Source organism: Thermobaculum sp. T2p (assembly GCF_059335935.1).
In genome coordinates this window covers 42,351-66,271 of record NZ_JANZYQ010000019.1, presented here as the reverse complement: position 1 = coordinate 66,271, position 23,921 = coordinate 42,351, and the positions used below count along the sequence as shown (strand labels likewise).

16 protein-coding genes, 1 riboswitch and 1 other annotated feature are annotated in these 23,921 nt (G+C 49.8%); of the genes, 1 reads left to right on the top strand and 15 read right to left on the bottom strand.

Annotated features, from left to right (window positions below):
• Positions 1 to 22 precede the first annotated feature (22 nt).
• From N2245_RS09450 to N2245_RS09390, 13 genes are all read right to left on the bottom strand, one after another.
• Positions 23 to 1,666 (bottom strand): glycerol-3-phosphate dehydrogenase/oxidase, encoded by a 1,644-nt coding sequence (locus tag N2245_RS09450; RefSeq protein WP_494536489.1) that lies wholly within the window; start codon positions 1,664 to 1,666, stop codon positions 23 to 25.
• 53 nt (positions 1,667 to 1,719) lie between these two features.
• Positions 1,720 to 3,006, bottom strand: a complete 1,287-nt coding sequence (locus N2245_RS09445) for an NTP transferase domain-containing protein (RefSeq protein WP_494536488.1) — start codon at positions 3,004 to 3,006, stop codon at positions 1,720 to 1,722.
• Positions 3,007 to 3,088: 82 nt separating this feature from the next.
• A riboswitch (cyclic di-AMP (ydaO/yuaA leader) is annotated at positions 3,089 to 3,217 on the bottom strand.
• Positions 3,218 to 3,320: 103 nt separating this feature from the next.
• Entirely contained in the window at positions 3,321 to 4,790 is a 1,470-nt protein-coding gene (locus N2245_RS09440) for a glutamate synthase subunit beta (RefSeq protein WP_494536487.1), read from the bottom strand.
• Positions 4,780 to 9,357 (bottom strand): glutamate synthase large subunit, encoded by a 4,578-nt coding sequence (gene gltB, locus N2245_RS09435; RefSeq protein WP_494536486.1) that lies wholly within the window; start codon positions 9,355 to 9,357, stop codon positions 4,780 to 4,782. The genes N2245_RS09440 and gltB overlap by 11 nt, the downstream gene beginning before the upstream one ends.
• 251 nt (positions 9,358 to 9,608) lie before the next feature.
• Positions 9,609 to 9,827 (bottom strand) — a binding site (T-box leader).
• Positions 9,828 to 9,938: 111 nt separating this feature from the next.
• Entirely contained in the window at positions 9,939 to 10,682 is a 744-nt protein-coding gene (locus N2245_RS09430; RefSeq protein ID WP_494536485.1) for an ABC transporter permease, read from the bottom strand.
• On the bottom strand, positions 10,679 to 11,701 hold the full coding sequence (locus tag N2245_RS09425; RefSeq protein WP_494536484.1) for an ABC transporter ATP-binding protein: 1,023 nt from the start codon (positions 11,699 to 11,701) through the stop codon (positions 10,679 to 10,681). The genes N2245_RS09430 and N2245_RS09425 overlap by 4 nt, the downstream gene beginning before the upstream one ends.
• Positions 11,658 to 12,788, bottom strand: a complete 1,131-nt coding sequence (locus N2245_RS09420) for an RNA polymerase sigma factor (protein ID WP_494536483.1) — start codon at positions 12,786 to 12,788, stop codon at positions 11,658 to 11,660. The genes N2245_RS09425 and N2245_RS09420 overlap by 44 nt, the downstream gene beginning before the upstream one ends.
• A gap of 191 nt (positions 12,789 to 12,979) precedes the next feature.
• Positions 12,980 to 15,838: a DEAD/DEAH box helicase gene (locus N2245_RS09415; RefSeq protein WP_494536482.1), complete on the bottom strand. Its 2,859-nt coding sequence runs from the start codon at positions 15,836 to 15,838 to the stop codon at positions 12,980 to 12,982.
• Positions 15,839 to 16,030 (bottom strand): hypothetical protein, encoded by a 192-nt coding sequence (locus tag N2245_RS09410; protein ID WP_494536481.1) that lies wholly within the window; start codon positions 16,028 to 16,030, stop codon positions 15,839 to 15,841. It abuts the gene before it with no gap.
• A gap of 313 nt (positions 16,031 to 16,343) precedes the next feature.
• On the bottom strand, positions 16,344 to 16,955 hold the full coding sequence (locus tag N2245_RS09405; protein WP_494536480.1) for a hypothetical protein: 612 nt from the start codon (positions 16,953 to 16,955) through the stop codon (positions 16,344 to 16,346).
• Complete coding sequence (locus N2245_RS09400) at positions 16,952 to 18,193, bottom strand: DUF7224 domain-containing protein (protein ID WP_494536479.1); 1,242 nt, start codon at positions 18,191 to 18,193, stop codon at positions 16,952 to 16,954. The genes N2245_RS09405 and N2245_RS09400 overlap by 4 nt, the downstream gene beginning before the upstream one ends.
• On the bottom strand, positions 18,193 to 18,936 hold the full coding sequence (locus N2245_RS09395) for an ABC transporter ATP-binding protein (protein ID WP_494536478.1): 744 nt from the start codon (positions 18,934 to 18,936) through the stop codon (positions 18,193 to 18,195). The genes N2245_RS09400 and N2245_RS09395 overlap by 1 nt, the downstream gene beginning before the upstream one ends.
• Before the next feature lie 127 nt (positions 18,937 to 19,063).
• Positions 19,064 to 19,486, bottom strand: a complete 423-nt coding sequence (locus tag N2245_RS09390; protein WP_494536477.1) for a hypothetical protein — start codon at positions 19,484 to 19,486, stop codon at positions 19,064 to 19,066.
• Positions 19,487 to 19,945: 459 nt separating this feature from the next.
• Between N2245_RS09390 and N2245_RS09385 the strand changes: the two genes are divergently transcribed.
• Positions 19,946 to 20,329 carry a hypothetical protein gene (locus N2245_RS09385; protein ID WP_494536476.1) on the top strand — a complete coding sequence of 128 codons (384 nt, stop codon included), beginning with the start codon at positions 19,946 to 19,948 and terminating at the stop codon, positions 20,327 to 20,329.
• 117 nt (positions 20,330 to 20,446) lie between these two features.
• Here N2245_RS09385 and topA read toward each other — a convergent pair whose 3' ends face one another.
• Positions 20,447 to 22,582: a type I DNA topoisomerase gene (topA, locus tag N2245_RS09380; RefSeq protein ID WP_494536475.1), complete on the bottom strand. Its 2,136-nt coding sequence runs from the start codon at positions 22,580 to 22,582 to the stop codon at positions 20,447 to 20,449.
• A gap of 158 nt (positions 22,583 to 22,740) precedes the next feature.
• Entirely contained in the window at positions 22,741 to 23,811 is a 1,071-nt protein-coding gene (locus N2245_RS09375) for a mannose-1-phosphate guanylyltransferase (protein ID WP_494536474.1), read from the bottom strand.
• Positions 23,812 to 23,921: the final 110 nt, after the last annotated feature.

Below are 23,921 nucleotides of genomic sequence, written 5' to 3'. Positions count from 1 at the left end.
CCTGTCGGTACTAAGTATCAGCCTAGAAAGTGCCAGAAGGTATGCTGAGACGAGAGTTTCGAACGAATGCCAGGTAGCTCTCTACTTCCTGGTCCTGGCGTTCTTTGGTCCAGCCCAGCAGAGCTGCCATCTCAGCTCCTACGGCGCTTACCGCCTTCTCACCTCTATCTTCTGAAAAACCTATGTCGCTTCTTCTTAGCATGTAATCTGCTACGGTACATGCATACTCTTTGGTAACGGCGTGCTTGACATCAGCTCTGGTATCGGGATAGTCAGGATGTAGTCTTGATGATAGGTCTGGGTCCTCGATGGTCATAGCTGCCACCTCTTTGTATCTGGACCCATACAGCCTTATCATGTGCTCTATCTGCTCCGCATCCAATGGATATCTGTCGACGTGGCTGGCTAGTTGGTCGAAGAGATAATCTGAGAATTTACCGGTATATCCTCCGGGCAGGGGTACGGCGGCAGTCTTGCTCGGTATCTTCACTCCCAGCTGTTCACAGGCGAGGTCTACCACGTCCTTTGATATGCCCCTATAGGCCGTCAGCTTGCCGCCTATAAGCGAGATTATGCCCTTGATGCCATCTCTTTTGTAGTGGTCCAGAATTATATGTTTTCTTGTCACTTTGGACTCAGGTACGCCCTCTATCTTTGCAAGCGATCTTACTCCGGCGGTTGTGTAGTAGATAGTGTCGAAACTTTGTCCTGGGAAGGCTCTCTTTACCTCAGACAGTAAGTAATCTACATCTTCCTCAGTAGCTGTGACCTCATCCATGTCACCTTTATAGTCAGTATCGGTAGTTCCTATATAAGAGAACTTTAGCCAGGGCACTACGAAGAACAGCCTTTGGTCGCTTCGGGCAAACAATACCGCTGCATCTTCACTGATCTTTGGAGTTACCAGATGAACCCCCTTAGTTGTTCGGATGAGATCATCTCCCAGTCCGAGATCTGAAGCCACCTGGTTTAGCCATGGGCCGGAAGCATTAATCACCAGCCTGGATGTTACCTCGTACTCCCGGCCGTCAAGAAGATCCAGAACTCTAACACCATTGATGCTACTGTTAGATCTTAGTAGGCCAACTACCTTGGCATGATTGAGTATTACCGCACCGTTTTCTTTGGCGGATATGATGTTTTCAACACACAACCGCTCTGTGAGGGGTGCGGTTGCATCGTAGTACATGGCTGCCCCTTGTAGCTTGTCAACAGCTATGCCAGGTAGTCGCCTAATCGTCTCAGCTCTACTTAGGAATGTATGGTTGGGCAGACTCTTGTCGTAGCTGAGTAGGTCATAAAGGATCATGCCTACTCTAAGCTTGTTTCTATAAATGAAGCCCTGATCATATAGAGGGAGTATGAACGACAGAGGGAATACTAGGTGTGGGGCTATCCTCAGGAGGATCTCTCTTTCTCTCAGGTCTTCCCTGACCAACTTGAAGTCGTACATCTCAAGGTATCTTAGTCCACCATGTATAAGCCTGGTGGCTGCGGCGGTTGTGCCGTGACCAAAATCCTCCTTCTCGAATAGCGCTACCTTCAGCCCTCTCATGGCAGCGTCTCGGGCTATCCCTGTACCCATAATGCCGCCGCCTATGATCGCCAGGTCGAAGTTCCTGGAAGTTGCTGACCTCCACTCTTCCTGTCTGGAAAGCTCATCCATGAAGTCACCCCGAGCGATTGATAGAATTCTTGCAAAGCAGCTAACCTAGAGTATTAGCTTGCTCTAGACAGCTGTAGCAGTCGACGCAACACTTCCAAGTTTGACAGCAGTCCTATAGAAAGCAGTGTCTCTCTTGGCTTTCTTAGTATACTACCAATTGCTAGTAGAGCTAAACGTACATCTCTCGTCATCCCTATAGATAGCATGCTCGAGGGTATCTGACCTAGTTCAGCCTCTATCCTTGCTCGGGAGTAAGGTACCAACAGGCTACCTGACAGTGCTAGTGAGCCTGCTAGAAGTGATGATCTAGACTCAGTGCTGAGTGCCATACCTGTGATCACAGCAGAGTCAGCCCATCTGTCCAATATGGAGTCAAAAATAGCTCCTTGACTTGACTGCTGTAGCCTGACCCTTGCGATCTCTCCATCACAGCCATCTATTATGGAGGACAACTGTACTAGTAGTCCTCCAGGGACATAAGCTTTTCTGGCGATAAGTAAGCTACCTGCTACAGCTAGCAGCAGGCTCATTATACTTATCTGGTTGGGAGTTGTAGGCGTATTGGCCAATAATCGGGTTATTCGTCCGCTTATGTGCCTGTTAAGGTTTCTGGAGACAAAACCATCCTTTCCGGAGGGTGCCCAGCTCATGATCACATCTATGGCTTTTGCCATATCTTCCGGAGTGTCGACGTCGATCCAGGGCAAACCCTGAAGGTCACAGGCGACTATCTGCCTGCCGGAAGACAGCCACATACGTTTGATCGTGTTCCAGCTTAGGGCTTCATCTTGTGCAGGCACCAATTCCCTAAGTGAATCTCTGTGACACAGGAAAAGACCAGTATCTATCGCGTTGAACTCAGGAATCTTTTTGCCAATGTCCAGGATCCTGTCGCCTCCCAGCCTTACTTTGGTAGCCTCTTCGACATCGGCAAACCTTGGCTTCGTATCCACAGCGGCGACGAAATCGCCATCGCACTCCAGCAACATCTTCACCGACTGAGGTGGATGTAGGTGGTCTACCATCGCCACTACGAATCGCTCAGGCATATGATCAAGCCCTGCCATTACAGACGTACCGTTACCCCTTTGGTAATCTGGATTTGTAACTATAACCACATCCAGCTTTCTGGAAGCGGCGAACTTTGAGACCTCATCACCTCTGTGGCCTACTACGACTACGATCCTTCCATCCACTCCTCCCAATCTCAGCGTGCGGATGGTCCTTTCAAGCAGGGTTAGACCTCCGATCTTTACCAGAGGCTTAGGGCTGCCAACGCACTGCAACCTTTCACCAAGCCCTGCAGCGGGAATAATCGCTCCAAGAGCATGCTTGCTCATACCCACCTCCAGTTAAACAGAAAATAATGAGACATAAGAAAAGCCCGGAGGCTTGCTCCGGGCCAAGCGGTATGGTCCTGTGAATGCCTCCTTTCGTACGCCTACGGGGTTAGCTGACGGGTTAGGGTCGAAAGGCTACCCTGTCCAAGTGGACTTCACCCCAATTACTTGGTTCCCCCGTTCCCTTCGAGGGATTCGGCTCAATCGTATATTTTGTCTCTAGAACTATAGCATACTAAGAAATCTAGGACTATGCCAAATACAAACAGGAGCGATACGGCATCGCTCCTGTTACATCTTTGCTAGATTTTGTTCTACGCAGCGCAGTTCTTTTCCTGCCCTGAATCCTTCTGGTTCTCCATTAGGTAGAGGTCGACGAACTTTGCTACGTCTCTGCCTTCCTGCAGAGCCCATACTATCAGGGACTGCCCAATGCGTGCGTCGCCTGCAGCGAATACTCCAGGTATCTTGGTCATCTTCTGGGAGTCTGTGGCTATGTTCCCCCTCTCCGTTAGCTCAAGCCCCAGTTGCGAGACGATGCCTTCAGTCTCTGGTCCTGCATACCCCATTGCCAGCAGTACCAGGTCAGCTGGCATCTCAAACTCAGATCCTGGTATCTCCTTTGCTCGGCGTCTGCCATGCTCATCATACTCCACCTCTATACGAGCAGCGCGTATAGCCCTCACATGACCATTTTCATCTCCCAGGAATTCTTTGGTAGACACGCAGAATTCTCTGGTTCCACCCTCTTCATGAGCTGCTGAAACAGTAAACACGTATGGTAGTTCGGGCCATGGGTTATTGGGAGCTCGCTCTTTGGGTGGTGGGGCCCACAACTGAAACTGAGTTACTGATTTAGCCTTTTGCCTGTGAGCTGTCCCGAGGCAGTCGGCTCCGGTATCTCCTCCTCCGATAATTACGACGTTCTTACCTTCCGCACTAATGAACTCAGAATCAGGTATGTAGTCACCTTCGCACCTGCGGTTTTGCATGGTGAGGTATTCCATTGCAAAGTGAATGCCTTTTAGATTTCTACCAGGGACATGTATATCCTTGGGCTTGGTTGCACCTATCGCAAGGATTACTGCATCGAATTCCCTTAGAAGCTCATCAGCCGTGATGTCTACACCCACGTTGACGTTTGGCTTGAAGACTATTCCCTCTTGTTCAAGCAGGTTGAGCCTGCGGTTCAGGATAGCGGTGTCCATCTTGAACTCTGGAATACCGTATCTTATAAGGCCACCTATCCTGTCATCACGTTCGAAGACCGTTACCCAATGCCCAGATTGATTCAGACGTTGTGCGGCAGCTAGACCAGCAGGGCCCGACCCTACTATGGCGACCTTCTTCCCTGTCCGGATAGCAGGTGGATTGGGTTTTATCCACCCTTCCCTCCAGGCGTGATCTATGATCTTCCATTCCACCTGCTTGATAGTTACGGGATCTGAATTGATAGATAGCACACAGGAATCCTCACACGGGGCTGGGCACAGCTTACCCGTAAACTCTGGGAAGGGATTGGTAGCGTGTAGGCGCTCTATGGCTTCCTTCCAGTGATTCCTGTACACAAGGTCGTTCCACTCTGGTATTAAGTTACCGAGCGGGCACCCTCGGTGGCAGAACGGCACTCCGCAGTCCATGCAACGTGCAGCCTGTACCTGTACGACATCATCAGGGAGGTCGATATAAACTTCCTTCCAGTCCTTTACACGCTCTTCGACGGGCCTACGAGGAGGGGCGTGTCTGGCGATCTCTATGAAAGCCGTAAGCTTGTTACGAACCATGGCTTACCTCCACAACTTCCTGAGGTTGCTGCTTCTGCTCTTGAAGCACTCGCTTGTAGTCCTTGGGCATAACCTTCACAAACATGGGCAGATAGTAGTCCCAGTTATCTAGGATCCTGGCCGCCACTGAGCTGTTGGTGTACTCATAGTGCTTCTGTATCATCCTGTGGATGGTCTCGATATCATCCTCTTCCAGTCCTTCTAACTCGACCATCTCCAGGTTGCATCTTCTCTCGAAATTACCATCTTCATCCAGTACGTAGGCAATGCCTCCGCTCATACCGGCTGCGAAGTTACGTCCTGTCTTTCCAATCACTACTACCCTGCCACCAGTCATGTACTCACAGCCATGGTCCCCAACTCCCTCAACGACCGCATGAGCGCCGCTGTTGCGTACGGCAAACCTCTCTCCAGCTTTCCCTCGGAAGTATGCCTCACCAGAGGTAGCACCATACAGGGCCACGTTGCCTATTAGGATGTTCTCTTCAGGAATGAATCTGGACTCGCTTGGAGGATAAGCTATGATCTTGCCTCCGGACAGTCCCTTGCCAACGTGATCGTTAGCATCACCTTCCAGCTCCAAAGTTATGCCCTTTGGCAGGAAGGCTCCAAAGCTTTGTCCAGCAGAGCCTCTGAATTTTATATGGATAGTATCGTCCGGGAGCCCTTTGCCTCCGTGCCTGCGTGTGAGCTCACTCCCTAGCATAGTGCCTACGGTTCTGTTGACGTTTCTTATCGGCATCTCTATCCGAATAGGTGTACCGTTCTCGAGAGAGTCTTTGCATAGCTCTATGAGCTGATTATCAAGTGCTGTTTCCAGTCCGTGGTACTGCGACTCGGTACATCTTATCGCGTAGTACTTGTATTCTTCAGGCTGATACAGGATCGATGACAGGTCAACCCCCTTAGCCTTCCAGTGATTGACAGCAGGACGTATATCGAGCTTGTCTATCCTGCCTATCATCTCATCCATTGTTCGGAAGCCCAGTTGAGCCATAAGCTCTCGGACTTCCTGTGCGATGAAGTAGAAGAAGTTCTGTACGTACTCAGGCTTACCGGCAAACCTCTTTCGTAGTACTGGATCTTGTGTGGCTATGCCCACAGGACATGTATTCAGGTGACAGACTCTCATCATAATGCAGCCGAGTACTACCAATGGAGCTGTGGCAAAACCAAACTCTTCAGCTCCCAGCAGGGCTGCGATCACTACATCCCTACCGGTCTTGAGGTGCCCATCGACCTGTACGACGATCCTGCTCCTGAGGTTGTTCTTGACCAGGACCTGCTGTGTTTCAGCGAGACCCAGTTCCCATGGGATACCTGCATGTTTGAGGCTGGATATGGGCGAGGCTCCCGTACCTCCGTCATGGCCGCTGATGAGCACGACATCGGCATGAGCCTTTGCCACACCGGCTGCCACGGTCCCGACACCTACCTCGGCTACTAGCTTGACGCTTATTCTGGCCCTTGGATTAGAGTTCTTGAGGTCATATATAAGCTGTGCCAGGTCTTCGATAGAATATATGTCATGGTGAGGCGGGGGAGATATCAGTCCCACGCCAGGAGTTGAGTGCCTGACCTTGGCTATCCAGGGATAGACCTTGTTACCAGGAAGTTGTCCTCCCTCACCAGGCTTGGCTCCCTGGGCCATCTTGATCTGTATCTCATCGGCGTTTACTAGATATTCGCTTGTGACCCCGAACCTTCCAGAGGCTACCTGCTTGATGGCACTGCGACGCGAATCACCGTTAGGATCTGGGATATACCTGGCTGGGTCCTCGCCACCCTCGCCTGTGTTGCTCTTACCCCCGATCCTGTTCATGGCAATGGCCAGGGTCTCATGTGCTTCTTGGCTGATCGATCCAAAGGACATAGCTCCGGTAGCAAATCTTTTGACTATGGACTCTACAGGCTCTACTTCATCTAAGGGCACAGGTTTGTCCGAGAACTTGAGCTCAAACAAGCCACGCAGAGTAGCTAGCTTCTTGCTCTGGTCGTCTATTAGGCGGGAGTATTCCTTGAATATGTTGTACTGGCCCGAGCGAGTGGCGTATTGTAACTTAGCTATCGTCTCGGGATTGTACATATGGTGCTCGCCGTCTCGACGCCATTGGTACTCACCACCCCATTCCAGATCTGGCTGGCCTGGAATTGGTCTTTCTGGAAAAGCCCTTCGATGACGTGCCAAAGCCTCTTCAGCTATGACATCAAGGCCTACACCGCCTATCCTGGAAGGGGTGCCAGTGAAATACTTCTGGACTACTTCCTGGTTCAGTCCTATGGCCTCGAATATCTGGGCACCTCTGTAGCTCTGCAGGGTAGAGATACCCATCTTGGACATAACTTTGAGCACGCCCTTGTTGACCGCCTTGATGTATTTCTTGACAGCCGTAGCGTGGTCTATGCCCGTAATATGCCCATCTCTTATCAGGTCATCTATAGTCTCAAACGCCAAGTATGGGTTGATACAGCCTGCTCCGTATCCTATGAGCAAGCAGTAATGATGCACCTCCCTGGCCTCTCCGGTCTCTACTATCAGTCCTACTTTGGTACGCTTGCCGTTGCGCACTAAGTGATGATGTAGTCCTGCTGTAGCCAAGAGACTGGGGATAGGCGCTAGGTCCTTACTTACGCCCCTGTCGGAGAGCACCAGTATCGTGTAGCCCTCATCTATGGCCTTGTCGGCTTCTTCAAAGAGCTTGTCGAGCGCTCTCTCCAGCCCCTTTACGCCCTCTCGAGCTGGGAAGAGCATTGGTAGGACCTTTGTCTTGAAGCCAGGAGCCTCAAAGTGCATTATCGCTGCGAGCTGTTCATTATCTATAACGGGCGAGGGTATCTCTATCTGCCTGCAGCTATCGGGCTCCGGCTTGAGCAGATTCTTTTCTGGTCCTAGCAGTGTGTCTACGGATGTAACCAGCTCCTCCCTTATTGCGTCCAGGGGCGGGTTTGTAACCTGTGCGAACAGCTGCTTGAAGTAGTTGAATAGCAGCTGTGGTCTTTCGGAGAGCACGGCTATGGGTGTATCTGTGCCCATGGATCCTACAGGCTCTTCGCCGTTCTTTGCCATGGGAGTTAGGATGATCCTGTTCTCCTCATGCGTGTAGCCAAATATCTGCTGACGCTGGAGTACAGTATTGTGATCTGGCTCAGGCACGCGAGGGGGCGCAGGCAGATCATCTACCTTGACTCGATTCTCCGATAACCACCTGCCGTAGGGCTTCTCACTAGCTATACGAGCCTTGAGTTCGGCATCATCGACTATGCGTCCCTCGACAGTGTCTATTAGAAGCATCTTGCCGGGCTCAATCCTGCCCTTATAAACTACATCTTCCGGTGCTATGTCCAGAACACCTACTTCTGAGGCTAGTACTACCCGATCATCTTTTGTGACGTAATATCTGGCTGGTCTCAGGCCGTTGCGGTCTAGGACGGCACCCACTAGGCGGCCATCTGTAAAGGCCACCGCAGCAGGTCCGTCCCAGGGCTCCATAAGGGAGGCGTGGTAGTCATAGAAGTTCTTCTTGATCTCGCTCATACCCTCGTGGCCCGACCATGCCTCGGGAATGAGCATCATCATAGCATGTGGTAGAGAGCGCCCAGCTCTTACCAGCAACTCGAGGACATTGTCTAGAGTTGCTGAGTCACTTCCTCCCTCCTGGATTACGGGTAGGATGTCCTTTAGGTCATCGCCAAACAGCTCAGATTCCATCTGCCCTTCTCGGGCACGCATCCAGTTAATGTTGCCGCGGAGCGTGTTGATCTCACCATTGTGGGCTAGCATCCTGAATGGATGCGCTAGGGACCATGTGGGGAAGGTGTTGGTGCTGAATCGTTGGTGAACCAGAGCGATAGCGCTTTCCAGCAAGGGGCTTCTCAGATCGGCGAAGTATGCTGGTAGTTGATCCGCCGACAGCATGCCCTTATAAACTAGAGTCCTACAGGAGAGGCTTGGTACATAGAACATGCCTTTGGAGGGTATGTTCGAGTTATCTATCGCCTTCTCTACTCGGCGACGTATTAGGTAGAGCACGCGCTCAAAGTGCTCCTCGTCCTCTATAGCCTCCCCTTTACCTATGAACACCTGGCGCATTAGGGGCTCGCCGCTGCGGGCTATATCGCCTATCATACTGTTGTCCTGCGGGACGTCGCGCCATCCAAGCACCTTTTGCCCTGCTCGCTCTATCTCCTGCTCAAACAATTCCTGGCAGGATTTTGCCTGTTCCTCTACCTTGGGCAGAAAAACCATGCCAACAGCGTATTCGCCGGGATCAGGTAGCTCGAAACCAAGCTTCGAGCACTCAGCCTTAAGGAAATTGTGAGGGATCTGGATCAGAATGCCTGAGCCGTCTCCGGTATTCTTCTCGGCACCTACTGCTCCTCTATGCAAAAGATTCTGGAGTGCAAGTAGTGCTTTCTGGACGACATCGGAAGATTTCCTCCCTTTGATATCGACTACAAATGCTACCCCACAGGCATCTTTCTCAAAGGAAGGGTCATATAGTCCCTCAGCATCGGGCATTCCATATGGACGCTTACATGTAGTTTGCAACTCTTCTCTTTTCCCCATATCCAGACCCTCTTCTCAAAGATTTTTGAAAAAACAAGTTTTGTTTTATAAAACTTGAAGCCTCCTGGTCTGGGAGGCTTCGTCAGGTGGTTGGCAACCGTTCCGACTAACCCCTGACCATCAACCTCCCTCAATCGCTGCTGGAAGGCTAATGCTAAGGACTTTAGTTAGATAGAGCTTCTGTGTTTTTACAGGAAAATCTCTAACAAGCATTGTGAGATCCTTAAACCACAACAGCCCTCGATCCCAGCTCAAGGGACGAGGGCTGCCTCGCGGTACCACCCTTGTTGCCGCCACCTTCAGGTGACGACCACTCATGCGCGCTAACGGGCGTAACCCGTTCGACCCTACTACGATTTCAGGCCGACCGCTCCAGGGCCGCGTTCGGGATAAGAAGCGTCCGAGTCACACCAGCCCTCGGCTCTCTGAGCGTCTTCTTTACCCCTACTATTCCCTTTCGCAGCGTTTCTATTTGTGATTTACTTTAACAAACTTCTCTCGGGATAGCAATAGTTTTCGTCAAGATTTCGTGCAAATTCGCGCAAAAATCCGCATGAATTCTTGCAGGTTACATCTAGACACTATCGCAGTCGCCATCTCAGGCCCTTAGTCACGCCGATGATGGAAAATATCGCACATGCAGCTAATACTGCCAGGTCTAGCATTAGTCTTGAATCATTTATTCCTAGTACTGCTCTCCTTAGAGCGTCGGCTGCGTAGGATGGAGGTAGGAGCCAGCCAAACCACTGTAGTACTTTGGGCAAGCTTTCCCAAGGAATCATCACGGGGGCTGCGAACATCACTGTAATGCCAGCCACTTGGCTAAAGATATTTACTAGTTGGTAACTTGGACTAAGCAATCCTATTGCGGCTCCTAGCCCTGAAAGAGCGAGTGCAGTTAGAGGAAGTATAACCAGTACTAATGGGTTAGGTTTGAAGTTCAGGTCATACATTAGAGTACCGCCTACCATTGCTGCGATGATGCCAGGGAGCTGCAGCACTAGCTTGCTGGTCATGACTGCTACGATAAGACTGGACTTAGAGATTGGTAGTGAAGCGTAGTACAAAAAGTCACCTCTGTCTTTCATCCAACCTAGTGATTGGCCAACCATGGTGATACCTACAAATGTCAGTGAGGAGATGGTGGAACCGGTTATTATGTAGGTCAAGCCCTCTTTTGTCTGTCCGCTGCCTATGATTCCAAGCCCGAATACCAGCAGTAGTGGGAATATAGTTGTGAAGAATATGGTACCTGCCAGCCATCCCCTTTCCTCGAGTATTTGAATAGTGAAGAGGTAACGTACCTCCATCCAAAACCGCTTCACTGTTCATCCTCCAATTCTATCTTGCTACCGGTAACGTGGATGTACACGTCTTCGAGGGAAGGTGGAGAAAGCCTGAAGTCATCTACAAGACCATCAAGTGCGCTAAGTATTTTGTCAGTAGCAGTGCCTACCCCTAAGCGTGGGACGAATACTGCGTACTGGCCTTGACGAAATGGGATGACTCTTCCGAAATCGCGCAGGGTCTCTTCGACCTTAATGGCAACCTCTTCTGTGAGGACATCGGGCTTGATAACCACCTCTAGCCTGACTTCATCACCTAACTGAGACTTAAGTTCCCCCGGAGTACCTATGGCCGCTACCTTGCCTTTGTCTATTATGGCTACTCTCTCAACTATCCTTTCGGCCTCCAGTACATTGTGGGTGACCAGCAGGCAAGTGACCGGGTGCTTGTAATAATTCTGGAGGCCTAGGATGACATCCCATACCATCCTCCTCCTGACGGGATCCAGCTCGTTGGTGGGCTCATCTAGTACTACCAAATGAGGATCTCCCATCAGTGCCATACCCATAGCTGCTACCCTTAGTAGTCCACCAGATAATCTGTCAAGAAACTGCTTGCGATGTTCGGTTAGATCCAGTATCTCCAGTAACCCTTCTGACTGCTTGAGAGCCTGCTCGTGAGATTGACCACGCAGCCTTCCAGTGATGTATAGGGCTCTATCTACTTCTAAGTTGCGCATGGCTATACGAGTCTGGGGCATGTAACCAGCTATTGGTTTGATCTTGTCAGGGAAACGTACAACGTCTATGCCTTCCACATATATACTTCCGGAAGTTGGAGCCAGCAACCCTAGTATCTGCAGGACCAGCGTGGTCTTGCCAGCTCCATTGGGCCCGAGTAGGCCGAATATAGTGCCTTTATCCACCTGTAGTGAGAGATGGTCGTTGGCTACCTTGCCGTTCTTGTACTTCTTGGTCAGATTTCTTACGTCTATTGCTAGCTCAGACCGTTCGCTATCGGCTGTTGACGAGTAGGATGTCGTAGTTGTCAAGCGCATATACAACCTCATACTTTGCAGATCTGGAAATGCTCTCGAAGGCTGTGACCGCAGCTTTTCTTCCCTCTCGTTCCACGTTCTGTTCGGGCAACATGCGTATTCTCTTGTTAGCCTTCCAGAACATCCTGCCCTGGGGCAAACTGAGAGCATGGCCGGCGAGCAACGACCTGCTCTCCTCCTGGCAATGCTGGCATATAGTGGTGATGAAGTGCATGGAGGTTTTTATCGGACACTCGCTATCTGGAGCTAGCTCGATCCACAAAGGTATCGTTGTGCCGCAGGTTAGGCATTGTGTCCTACGAGTACGTAAACCCTGCCCATAATATTCGCAAGCCTCCTTCATGAGTTTGTTGAGCGCGCTATTTAGTGTGGTATGAGATCTTGCTATACCTATATTGCTCCCGTTGATGAGCTGATCATCAGGTGATGGGGTGCATGTGGGACACTTCATCATAAACGTGTCGGTTACCGGGTCCAGCTTGCCCTGTAGCTTGTCTAGCCCACAGAAGGGGCACCATATATCTGTGGGTTGCCATGAGCTTGACGAGGCACCTATGCCGTAGCTCCCTACGTAATCTGGGCGGGAGAGGAGGATCTTTCTAAGAAGCAGTTTGCCTCTGTGTATTCTGACAGCCACTGCTCCTTCGGAAATCCCAAGCTTTCGAGCTATGTCGGCCTGCGGTATTCCTTTAATTACATGCTGCAGTAGGATGGTTCTGGTTTCTGCTGGTAGGTGGCGTAAGGCTTCGTCAAGTATTGTTGCTAACTCCTCACGCTCAAGCTCGATCGACAGCTCTGAATCCTCTACGAGCTCTAGCCTGCTAGAGAGATCTTGGCCGATGATCTCTATACGCCTGTATTCTCTGGCTCTATCTCTTGACCATCGCAGGTAAACCTTACGGGCTATATTGGACAGCCACCTCCACCTGCCAGATGGGTCATGAAGCTTGTGTTTATTGCGCCAGGCCTCGATAATGGCTTCCTGTGCCAGATCTTCTGCAGTATCTGGATCCCCAGTAAGACTCCTGTAGATCCGTACCAGCCTTTCCCTCTCTTGTACCTCAAACGATTGTGCGTTTGGTGTCATAGTGATTGGTAGCCTCCGAGTGCCTTTTCCATATGTATATCGCCACTTGGAGGAGAAATATTACACATTATAGGCTCCTTGTCAGGAATCCCAGGGAGGTTGTCCGCTTTGCTCCCCACAAGCCATTTTTGGAGGGATAGTTCATAATATTTGGGCTTTTCTCTGTGCAAAGACTCAATTCTCAGGGCTACTCACTCTATAGTGCTCTCTGGCGATGGAGACTCTGCGATCTCTTTGGTATCGTCGTCCAGGCTGAAGCCTAATCTGTAGCTTTGCTCTATTATGCCCCGACGCGCAAGCGCGGTTGCCTGATCCAGCTTTGGAAGTAGTTGCGAGCTCGGATTTGCCTGCATTAGCATGTCTCTTACTTGTCGGATGAGATCCAGGGTTTTGTTGAAGGTCATGACCAGGTCGCCCTCTCCTATATCTACCTTGTCCAGGATCTGTGACAAGCTTGCTCCGTTGCACCATGCTCTCATCATACCGAAGAAGTATGGGTTATAGCCTTGTGAGATCTGGACTCCTGCTCTGGATTCGGCGCGCAGTATCCTGGTCTCCAGATCATCTAACTGTCTCCTGAGGTTAATGAGGTGTTTGGGGAGTATATGCATATTGCTGAACTGACGATCTCTGTCATAAGCAAACCATGATAACACTTCCGCTATATCTGGAGGTGACAGGTTGTCAAGATATCCCCTGTATATTAGCTCGCAGATGATTAATCCGTTAGTGTCGAACAAGTTGGCAAGCAGGTCGGTCTTTTCGGTTTGATAACCATCCTCTAGATATCCAAACTGGTGCAACACCGATACTATGCCTTTGAGGACTTTTCTGATCTGGCGCTCGCTCTCACGAGATCGCTCCTCCAGCTCTAGTTCGGCCTCTGCTCTTCTCTGCATCAGGCGAGCAGCTTCTCTAATGTTCCTCTGGTGCTGCTTACGGACTTCGCAAGCATCGCATGGATGGTTGCGTATACGCTCCAGAAGGTCGTTGAGCTCAGCCTGGGTCTGCTCCTCGTCGAATTTCAAGGCCTCCATCTGATCAGAGATGGATAGAGCTATCTGTTCTCGGTGTCTGCGTATTAGTGCTTCGAGATCTGGTAGTTCCAGTTGCTCGATATTAGCCTGTAGCTTGCGCCATACGAGTTCATCCAGCTCAACTATCCCGCCTGAACAAACATCTTCCGAAATCTCTATCGGGAGGTCTATGCGATCTTCGGAGCTGGGTAGGTAGTCTATTTCATTATAGGCAGCGAGCTTGTGCACCTTGCCATCGCATATAAGATGTATGGTGCCATCTGCACTCCTGCCAGCATATATACACCACCCCTTTTGGGATAGGTGAACCATGGTTCCAGGTACCAGAGATCGAAAGAGTTTCCTCAGGGCTTCCCTGGAAGGCTTTTTCCAGGGAAGTTCTTTGAGCCTTTCCTGCAGGGCCCTTTGCTCTCTCCTCAGCTCTTCCAGTCTTTTAGCTATGGCTGTGCGTGTGTGGTTGAGTTCCTGATACTCGCTGAGCAGCTCCTCGCCATCGGAATAACCTATAAGGCAGCCCCTGTCTATGGAGTCTATTTGGACCTGCCACTGCTTGATCTCTTCCGAGATCTCACGGATCTGCCTGTTAGTTTGAAACTGCATTAGGCTCTGCTGCAGAACATACAGCACCCTGTCGCCTTTGGGTGGATCCCAGAGGTTGAGAACGGTGTTATAGCGAAGTACGAAAGCGCTCTGTACGGGGTGGAGTTCTCCGGTAGCTATTTCCATGGCTTCCCTGAAGCTTACCCATGAGCTGTAGGGGACAATTACGTGCCCTATTTTGTCTATACCTCTCCTCCCGGCTCTACCTGCCATTTGCTGAAACTCGTTGGTTATGAGGGGGCGTACGCCTTGCCCATCAAACTTGCTCATCTGTCCTATAACCACCGATCTGGCTGGCATATTTATTCCCAGGGCCAGGGTATCGGTGGCGAACACGACCTTCATGAGTCCTCTGGAGAAAAGCTCCTCCACAAGTTGTTTGAGGATTGGGAGCAAGCCTGCATGGTGGAAGCCTATCCCTTGTCTGGCTAGGTCCAGCACTGTCTTCACTTGCGCAAGATTGCGATCCTCTGGCAGCATCCTCTGAGAGAATAAATCTATAACTCGCTTTATCTCGTCTCTCTGCTCCTTGCTGCTTACCAGTTGCAGGCGCATAGACCTGCATAGCTCGGCTGCGATCTCGCAATCCTTGCGGCTGAAAAGGAAGTATATAGCGGGCAACATGTCTTTGTCTCTCAGGACACGCACGATATCCGGAGGCTTGGGTTCTGTTCTCTCGCTCTCCAAGCTTTCCTGGACGGACAGGTTCACACGCCTTCTGAACCTCTGCCTTGCTTCTCCGCCAAGGCTGAGAAGCTTCTTGTTGAGCTTGCCGTTCTTATCAAAGGCTGGCAGGATAGTGTTATCTATGAAGTAGTAATAGGAAAGCGGTACAGCCCTCTCGTAATGAGCTATCAACTTTGTAGGGCGATGCACTCTGCTTATCCAGTCGGCTATCTCCTGGGCATTGGATACCGTAGCTGACAGGCATATCAGTTGTATGTGCTCTGGACATAGAATTATGGCCTCTTCCCAGGTCGTACCTCGCTCTGGGTCAGATAGATAGTGCACCTCATCGAAGACCACACATGCTACGTCTTCCAGCTCCCATGGAGTCTGTAGCAGCATGTTACGTAGGACCTCAGTTGTCATTACCAGTATGCGCCCATGGCTATTCTCTATGACATCTCCTGTGAGCAGTCCTACATCATCCCCGTATCTGGCCCTGAAATCTCTGTACTTCTGGTTGCTGAGGGCCTTGATGGGCGTGGTGTACATGACGCGATGACCCCTTAGCCACGCATCATGCACTCCGAACTCGGCTATTACGGTTTTGCCAGTACCTGTGGGGGCAGCCACGAGTACGGAGCCTTCCTTAAGGTAGGCGTCTATAGCCTCCTTCTGAAAATCATCCAGTTCAAAGGGGTAGAGTGATTCGAAGCTACTTTTTATATGTTCGTGACTTAGAAGCATCTAGGTAATAAAAGCCTGCGACTCTAGGCGGCGAGCTCGGTACGCAACTACACAAACATGGGTGCCGTCGGGCTGGTGAACTTGTATAGCCTGATACTCAACTATGATCTCTTCGTTTTCATTGAGCCATGCAAGCATCTCAGCCAGCGCGGTTTCTTCATCCTGAGACATGAAAGTTTGAGCCTGCCACATACTTTGTCTATTGCTCCTCCGACAAATAACCGCATCTATTATACATAGACCTGTTCGCGGCTTACAGCTTTACACTCAAGTTTGTCAAGCTCGAATTAAGCAAAAAATTAATTGCTTTTTATTTTGGATGGAAACTTTTGGAACTATTATGCGTTATTAAAAGTAGGGACAGGAAGTTTGGAGCAGACATCCCTCCGAGGGCCAGGAATGGAAGTGGTGAGCCATTCCTGGCCACTGTCCTTTTTAGCAGACCATCTTTTGGCCACAGATAGAAATAGCGCGACTTTCTACTATAGCAGATGTATACAACTTCTCAGTTGTTATTGTTCCATGTATTTGTGCCTAGGATTTTTATCTGAAATAGGTTGCAAGCAGCGCCAATAATAAGTAGTGCTATAGCTAGCACCCAAGATAACTTGTATTCGGAACCTGCCAGCGGCCAAGCCCAGCGATGGATTCTACCGTATTGATTTTGGCCTAACATGCCTACAAGAATCACGAACCCTGTAGGTAGAATAGTAGCTGCATTCGATCCAAGCAGGCTCCGCCCCAACAGCATAAGTCCTATGTAACCAAGCACATTGCGTCCTGCAGCCAGAACGATATCAGCGTTGCTTATTAAGTGTAGGAGGATGCACAAAGTTAGGTTTAATAACGTAATAGCCAAAGTATAGGCCATATCAAGCTCCTGTATCGGGCGGCTAGCGACCGACTCCAGAGAAGGGTTGCCGCTTCCCAGACCCCATCCTAGAACTATGCATATAGCTATTCCAAGTATAAGGGGCATGGGTAGCTTGAGCATATCACCACCGAAGAGGTTTGGTATTGACAGGTACAGATACTTAGAAAGATCGATTGCAAGTGCCGTTAGCAGGACAGTTGGTACACATATCCAGGCGCGGCGTACTTTGAGCCATAGTCTCATTTATCAACCTCGAGATGTGGTAAAGAGCCACACTTTTGCGCCATCTGAAAGTTCCTTTTGTACCATGTCCTTTGTTCAGGTATCGACATGCGACGTACCCTTGCTACGGTCTGCAGTACATCTGAGGGGAATTCATTAGAGATTTGATCGGCCGTTAGCCCAGCTACTTCGTCTAACCAGGCGTTCAAATATTCTTGCCTATCACCTCCTATCCAAGGTCTGTTTTCAGGGCAATTGGGCGTAGGAGGTAACATGCTGTAGGCCAAGGAATTAGCGATGATAATCCTATTTGCTTCCAAGCTGAAGCCAAAGCTGTTCTCACCTCGTTTGAGTGAATAGTGCTCGGAAAAAGTGTTGGGCACGCTTATTCCCATTGATTGCCAGGCTGTGGCAGCCTTTCTTGCGATTTCGGACACTTCAAGAAGCCTTGACTTATGCTCTGGCCATACACACACCTTAGGCCATTGATTTGAACAAACTAGATATTTGGGATTCCTAGGAACCAAAGGGTCCGGTCCCATCCCCTGTACTAACGAGGCTCCTAAAGCTAGGCCGATAATAGCTGGCAACAATGAGGTAAGCAAGATAATGATTCGTCTTCGAGGGTTCAAAATGATAAGAGCTGCTAACATAAACCCCAATGCTAGGAAAATGGTCCCTTCCATGGCTCCGGGTGCCAGATCAGTATCCACGCTACAGCATCCAGATAGATCGCCAGTTAAGTGTCTTACCCAAAACGCGTTGAGTCCGGGAGGTAGGGTCATCCAAGAAAACAACACTATCAGAACTGCTGGAGCTGCTATTACAGGGGGAAGCCAGATACCAGCTGTGAATCCTATTAGTGTTTGTGCCAAAATCACGACGATAGCTACTAACAGGATACGGAGATCAGGTATTAATACTCCTCGGCTTAACAGTCTAAACGCTATAGAAATCATAATGGTGGTCCACCCTACACAGAGTGGAGCTATAACCGCTGACAGAGCAATGTAGAGCGAAGGACGAACATGTGGTAGATTCCACCAGTGAGCGCGACGCAGACGCCCTGCTTCCCATGCAGCAAGCGCGGCACAAATTGGAGCTACTAATACGATCGAGAATTCCCCAGCCCCTGTCAAGGCCGGTGGATAAGGCTCTGGGGGCGCAATTATAGTATTGGAGATGGCTATTGCTATAACTACTACAGCAGGGAAAAGCCAGGCAGCAGGGCTAATGCGCAATATAGTTCGAAGTGGCATCAATACTCTCCCTTGATTACCCTTGAATATGCAACCTCAGCTCTGCGGTCATCAGGTCTATTTGGGGCCATCGACATGAAATCTTCTACTGTGCCAGTGAAACGTATCTTGCCAGCTTCTAGTACCACGACTGTATCAAACAGCTCTGATAGATCATCGACCTGGTGGGTAGATACCACTATGGATACATTTGGAGGTAGGTGGGACATTATCTCTCGAAAGCGTGCTCTTTGAGAGGGATCAAGCCCTACACTTGGTTCGTCAAGAAGCATTACTGAGGGATCGTGTACAAGTACCTGGGCCAACCCCACTCTTCGTAACTGCCCGCCGGAGAGCTCAGAGGTCTTAATATCCATAAGTCTCTTTAATCCTACCTTGTCCAATGCTTGGGCAGCTGCTTCCCATGCGCGAGCTCTACTTAGTCCCTTCAACCACCCTGCATAGGCCACTTGCTCCCTTGTGGTAAGTCCTGGTACTGCATAGATATATTGTGGCATCCACCCCACAGCTTGCCTATAGGGCGCTCTCTGCCTGCGATGTCTTGGGTTGAGATTTCCTAGGCGAACGTGTCCATGTTTGGGAGCTAGTAGATTAGCTCCTATGGACAACAGGGTGGTCTTTCCTGCACCGTTGGGTCCCAATAACACTGTTCTACCCGCAGGCACGTTCCATGAGAAGTTATCCAGGACCGGAGATGCGGACCTCCAATAACGAAACGTAATACTTTCAAAAGAGAGTGTCATTGCTCCTTCCAGTTAGAAGTATATTTGTCATCGGATTACGAATCGAGACATGCTCCCTAGTTGGTTTGGCCTTAAAGTAAAGTAAGGATATTAGCAGCTAACTAATAAAGCTCTTTCGGACCAGTGACTAGTAGGATACCCAGACTCCAGGATTGGAAGTACTAATATTAAAGCTGCAGTTAGTACAACCGTTTATCTCCACGATAGTAAAGTGATAGTTGCCAGAAGAGGCCATCTCTCCGTAGTCTCCTAATGCTGAATTCCAACAGAAGAACTTAATTCTTCCCATGTTTTTATCTATTAGAAGTCCTTCTTTGGTTAGCTGTATTGTAACATTGTCATTTGGATCATTTGCATAGTTGTTGTCTCTACATCCTGCAAGCCTGATTTTAGTGTGTGCATGGTCATAATGCCCATCATACCAAGTGCGCGAGTCGAAACCTGTCAAAGCTGCTGTTATGTAAGACGTAAAGTCGCCTTCTGCTTTAGCTATACCTGTTAATCCTAAGAGACAGACAAAAAACGTGATAAATCCTATCTCCTTCTTCATAATTGATACTCCTTGTAGTTCTTGAGGCAACCCAAATGTTTATGGAGGTTTCATGTAGTTGAGTGTAGTAATAATAATAATAAGTGTCAAGATCTAAGTTGGTTTTGTTAACCTGTCATGAAAAGATGCGATTCTGCATTCGTTGAATAAGTCATGGCTTTCTTGGATAAGATTAGTATTTGTGGCCAATCAGAATATTTGGACAGGTTGGTAAGCACGCTAGTTGTGCATGAAGCAGCTAAGAGCAAGGGGCATGGATAAAGCTAGTTTATAGCTGCAGGCTCTCTATTTATATTCTATGTGTCTGCTATTCTTTTCAATATATACTTATCTGGTTATATACAAAAGATCTTTCGTTAGGCTAATAAGATGGTATTTGTGATTTGTCATACGGGAGCAATTGGTTTATTCTTATACCATGTCTTGCTGGGTGCATTATCTAGTATAGAGGAGTGAGCTATGGCTAAGATCTCCATTCCTATACCTGAAGTTGTATGGAGAAACGAGACGTTCGACATCCCTGAAGATAAGATCCAGGTGGTCATGGAAGCCCTACAATCCAGGCAGGAAGCTATTATAAAGAGCGTTGCTCAAAGAAACGAGGAGATATTACACAAACTGCAGTCTCTAAATTTGAGCAAGCAGGGGATGAGCACATCCCGCAGGTTCTTGATGTTGGGCTCAGGGATGGCCACTGGGCTATTGCTCGTAGCACTACTTCCTAAGGCTGTTCGCAGTGTGAGGGGAAGCCATCAAACTGTGGAACAGGGTGAGCAACCTGCATCCCAGGAAAATGTCGGAGTAAGGCTCGAGAGGGTGGAAGTACCCACAGATACAGCCTAAGTTTCTGTATTAGAACTGTTTAAGGTCTACCGTGGAAGTTGTACGCTGCCTACTCGCCTGATCTGGGGAGTTATTTGTGAAGTAATTGGAGGCCATAACGGCCTCCAATTACTTTCTCTAGGCGGTTTTCTGCAGTATATTCCCCTGTCCGTCGCACTTGATGCACTTTTGCCCATTCTTGCCATCTTCGACCTGGAGGCCACCACAGGCTGGACAGGGCTGTGGAACAGGTTTGGCGCTTATCGTGAACTCACAATCTGGATATCTGTCGCATGCATAGAAGATAGATCTCCTGCCTTTGCGGGAACGCCTCTCAACCAGTTCTCCCTGCCGGCAGGCTGGGCACTGCACACCGGTGTGGTTAACTATGGCTTTGGTCGTACGGCACTCAGGGAAGCCAGAGCAGGCTATGAACTTGCCATATTTACCCATCTTGAAGACCATAGGTCTGCCGCAGTTGGGACAGTTTTCGCCCGCTGGTTCGTCCTGAATGTCAACCTTCTGCATCTCTTCTTCCGCTATACGCACCTTGCGCTCGAACGGCCCATAGAACTCTCTGATTACCGGTACCCATGCACGCTCTCCAGAGGCTATATCATCTAGCTCCTCTTCCATCTGAGATGTAAAGTTTACATCGACTATGTCCGGGAAGTGCTCGACCAGTAGGTCGTTGACGAGCATTCCCAGCTCCGTTGGCACTAATGCCTTGCCATCTTTGACCACGTAGTATCTTTCCTGCAGGGTGGAGAGGATGATGGCATAGGTGCTAGGTCTTCCTATACCCTGCTCCTCTAGAGCCTTCACTAGTGATGCCTCGGTATATCTTGGAGGAGGTTGTGTGAAGTGCTGCTCTGGTAGCAGCTGTATTAGGTTCAGGACCTCTCCCTCTGTTAGGGTGGGCAGGGCCTTACTGCCCAGCTCCTCTTCTTGGTCATCGTCCTTGCCTTCCTGGTACACCACGAGAAAGCCATCGAACTTTATCACCGAGCCTGTAGCTCTGAATATATAGGAAGCTCCGCCGCTCCTGGGTTCTGCTGCTATATCGACGGTGGTGCCGTCTATGATCGCATTGGCCATCTGGCTGGCTATAAACCTCTGCCATATAAGCTTGTAGAGCTTGTACTGGTCAGATGTGAGGTACTGCTTTATGGCATCAGGATGCCTCTTGACGCTGGTGGGCCTTATGGCCTCGTGCGCTTCCTGGGCGTTCTTGGCCTTTTTGGTGTACACTGGTGGCTTCTCAGGCAGGTATTTATCTCCAAATAGTTGAGCTATGACCTGCCTGGCTTCCTCCTGAGCCACGGTAGCCACGTTGGTGCTATCGGTCCTCATGTAGGTGATCAGGCCGACATCTCCCTCATCACCCAGCGAGACACCTTCATACAGACTCTGGGCCACACTCATGGTTCGGCGGGCGTTGAAATTAAGTTTTCTGGATGCCTCCTGTTGCATGGTGCTGGTGATAAATGGCGGCGCGGGCTTTCTTTGGATCTCCCGCTGCTTGACTTCAAGTACCTTATACGTAGCGCCTTCCAAAGCTGCTATGATTGCTTTGGCCTGCTCCTCGTTGGAGATCTCTACTTTTTCGTTGTTGATTCTTACCAATAAGGCCCTGAACTGATCCTTCCGACTTGGCCTCCTGCCCTTTGCAGGTTGCTTGGCGAGGTCAGCAGAGATGGTCCAGTATTCTACTGGCACAAAAGACTGGATCTCCCGCTCACGGTCAACTACCAGCCTCAGGGCCACTGATTGTACTCTTCCTGCTGATAACCCTCTCTTGACCTTCTTCCATAGCAGAGGGCTAATATTGTAGCCAACAAGTCGGTCGAGGACCCTTCGAGCTTGTTGAGCGTCCACGAGCCTCATGTCGATCTCACGAGGATTAGCCATGGCGTTGCGTACTGCTTCTGGCGTTATCTCGTGAAATACGACTCTTCGGGCTTTGCTGGTGTCCATACCCGTGGCCTGTATCAGATGCCATGCGATCGCCTCTCCCTCACGATCAGGGTCTGTCGCAAGATACACTTCTCGCGCCGAGGCCACGCTCTCCTTGAGCTCCTTGACTGTCTTTGATTTATCTCTGGGTATGAGGTACTGTGGCTGGAAGTCGTGCTCGGTATCGACTCCCAGCTTGCTCTTGGGAAGGTCGCGGACGTGCCCCATGGAGGCCTTGATCGAGTAGCCTCTGCCCAGATATCTGCTGATCGTCTTAGCCTTGGTAGGCGACTCAACTATCACTAGTTTGTTTGCCATACTTTATCAACCTCTAAGGATTACCTTCGATTTATTCGAGATTAATGTTCTTCGAACTGGATCACAAGCTTAGTACTCAGGTAATCGCAATGTCAAGGATGAATATCACCCGACTTTATAACACGCCGAGAGCAGCAATTATGCCAATAGTAGAACTCCTACAGGTGGGTATCTCTGCCCATCTCCCTCAGTTTGTTAACTATCTTGCGCACCTCCTCAGCTCTGCTCTTTGGACAGACTAGCATGGCATCCCCGGTTGATACCACTATCATGTCCTCCAGTCCGATTGTGGTTACCAGACATCCAGAGCTATATATTAATGAGTTTCTAGTATCGAACGTCATAACATCTCCTATTAAGGAGTTCCCGTTCTCGTCCTTTTCGAGGATCTCTGCGAGTGCTCCCCAGTCACCCACATCGCTCCAACCTATATCTACAGGTATGGTAACCACTCTGTCAGATTTCTCAAGCACTCCATAGTCGATGCTGAGATCCTCCAGCTGTGGCCACAGATCATTAACTACATGGCGTTCTTCTGGAGTTCCTACGACGCCCTTGATCTTTTGGAGCGCCGTATGCAGATTGGGCATGTATTTGGAGATCTCCTCGAGAATTACCGAGGCTTTCCAGATGAACATGCCGCTATTCCATACGAACCTGCCGCTGTTCACATATTCGGTGGCTGTCTGCAGATCGGGCTTCTCAGTGAACCTGAGCACCCTGTGGACTTTATAGCCGTCGACATGCTTTATCTCTTCTCCCAGCTCCATATAACCGTAGCCAGTATCCGGATAGCCTGGAGATATGCCCATGGTGACCAAGTAGTTGTCTAGGGCTACCTGAGCAGCTGCCTTTACGGCAGAGCGAAACTCTTCCTCCTTGAGTATCACGTGATCTGCTGGGCAAGTCAGAATAACCGCCTCGGGGTCAACATGGGCCACATGCAGGGCTCCGTAGCCGACGGCTGGTCCTGAGTTACGCCCGACTGGCTCTTCAAGCACGTTATCATGAGGGATCTCAGGAAGCTGCTTCCTTACCTCATCTGCGTGTTTGTGGTTAGTGACCACCAGGATCTTGTCTGGGGATGTGAGCGGCAACACCCTTCTGACGGTTTCCTGAATCATAGTAGTATCTGACTTTACCAGTCTTAGCAGGTGCTTAGGGTTATTGGATCTGCTGTGGGGCCACAGCCTAGTCCCGCCACCACCTGCCAGCACAATTACATACATCTCCCTAACCTCCCAAATGAAGTCTCATGTTCGAGCCGCATTATAACCTACAAGTAGAGCACAAGATCTTGACAAAGGGTTGCCTAGATGGTCAAATGGCTTCAGCCTTG